Annotated in this window: 3 protein-coding genes; 1 reads left to right on the forward strand and 2 read right to left on the reverse strand. The window is 65.7% G+C overall.

What is annotated here, in order from left to right:
* Positions 1–909 (reverse strand): OPT/YSL family transporter (locus AC1DU6_RS29855; RefSeq protein WP_477861649.1); only part of this gene is annotated, 909 nt, incomplete at its 3' end.
* Between the two features lie 233 nt (positions 910–1,142).
* Here AC1DU6_RS29855 and AC1DU6_RS29860 point away from each other — a divergent pair.
* Positions 1,143–1,535, forward strand: a complete 393-nt coding sequence (locus tag AC1DU6_RS29860; protein ID WP_457325627.1) for a hypothetical protein — start codon at positions 1,143–1,145, stop codon at positions 1,533–1,535.
* A 30-nt stretch (positions 1,536–1,565) separates the two neighbouring features.
* On the opposite strand, the gene AC1DU6_RS29865 is transcribed toward AC1DU6_RS29860, so the two are convergent.
* Positions 1,566–1,785: NAD(+)--rifampin ADP-ribosyltransferase (locus tag AC1DU6_RS29865; RefSeq protein ID WP_477861651.1), on the reverse strand; the 220-nt coding region annotated here is incomplete at its 5' end.

The following is a 1,785-nucleotide window of genomic DNA, read 5'->3' on the forward strand; positions in this document are numbered from 1 at the left end:
GATCATCAGCGGCGCCAGGATCACGAAGTTGACGATCACGCCGACAAAACAACTCGCCGCCACCGCGAGGCCCATCAGGCCCCCGGTGCCGATCAACGCGGCGTCCACCACCAGGCGCAGGCCCAGGGTGCGGAAGTCCGTTCCCAGGATGCTGGGAATGAAGCCGTGCGCCTTGACGGCCCAGGCGTAGTAGTAGTCGTCGATGCGCTCGTGCAGATGCCAGGGCTCCGTCATGCCGGCCCACTTGTCCATGGCCAGCAGCTTGAACTGGATCAGCTTCATCCAGCCCTCGCCGCAGATGCCCTGTAGCAGCGCCGCGCCGCCCGCCACCCAGCCCAGCAGCTTGGCCTTGAACATGCCCTCGCTGCCCTTGCCGTGGTACAGCGAATCCAGCACCACGCCGCAGGCACGGCCTTCCGGGAAGGGGGCCTGGTCTTCATTGATGAAGCGGCGCTTCAGCGGGAAGGCCAGCAGCACGCCCACCAGCGACACCAGGAACATCCAGATGGCGATCTGCCACCACAGCGGCACATGGCCCGTCACCAGCATGTAGGCCGGCAGGCTGGAGATCAGCGCCGTGGTCACATAGCCCGACGCCGTGGCGATGGACTGGGTGCAGTTGTTCTCGAGGATGGTGTAGTCCTGGGCCAGGCCGGCTGCGTGCAGCGCTCGGAACAGCGCAAAGGCCAGGATGACCGAAGTGAGGCCAACGCCGAGGGAAATGCCCGTCTTGGCACCGATGTACAGGCCGGTGGAGGAGAGCACACCGCCGAGCAGGAAACCGGTGATACCGGAGCGCAGCGAAAGCTGGGCCATGTCGCCGCGGAAGACGTTCTTGAACCACCACTCGTCCTTTTGGGCGCGTGACATGGTGGCGATCTGCTCGTCGGTCAGGTGTTGGAGTGCCATGAGATCAGGGCGGCGCTTGTGACGCGGCCTGGTTAAAGCAAAGCTGGCGATTGTCCCGGCCGACCGCTCGGTCGGACTTTGGGATATGCCCTGGGTCGAAGCCCCTGGATGCGGGGGCTCAAAAAAATACCGCCACGGCAAGGCCAGCGGCGGCGCATCGGTCAGAAGCGGGCGCATTTTGCCAGCTTTCCCGAACCGGGCCGCGCCACAATGCGGCGGCTCCAGGCATTGGCATGACAGCTCCCATTTCTCCCCTGATCCACGCACTGCGCCTGCTCAAGGCCGAACTGGCGCAGGCGCGTCATTCGCCGTCGCAACGCCAAGCAACGGCCGGGGCCTCGGCTGGCTTGGTCAATCGGGCCGCGCCACCCGCAGCCGTGACGGCATTGCAGGGGCTGACCGCCAAGCTCAAGGCCGCCCGAGCTCAAGGCGGTGACATCCCCCGCGCCAAGGCCTTGCGCCTGTTCGTCGAGGCTGCGTTGGTCGATGAACTCGGCGGCGAGTTGCAACTGGATCCGGCGCTGGAAGGCCTGGTGGAGCGCACCTGCCGGGCCATCGAGCAGGATGCCGGCAGCGCGGCCTTGTTGGACGAAGCCTTGCAGGAGCTTCAGGCCCTGGTTGACTGAGCCTCACCGGCTGGGCCGCAGGGCCTATTGCTATTCCTGGATGGCCTCGATGCCGAGTTCGCGCATCCGCTGCACATGCGCCAGCATGGTTTGCAGCTGCTCGGGGGAGTGGCCCTGCCATTGCATGACTTCGCCCGTCACCCGCAGCCCCGCCTTGCAGCGGTAGGACTTGGTTGGATTGCCGGGGAACTTGCGGTCAGTCAGGTTGGGGTCGTCTTCGATGGGGCCGGTGGGCTCCACGATGTAGATG

Source organism: Roseateles sp. P5_B10 (assembly GCF_056400485.1).

Bases quoted from the DNA above. Each gene is read 5' to 3' on its own strand.
- AC1DU6_RS29860 (WP_457325627.1), top strand. From the start codon at position 1,143: ATGACAGCTCCCATTTCTCCCCTGATCCACGCACTGCGCCTGCTCAAG.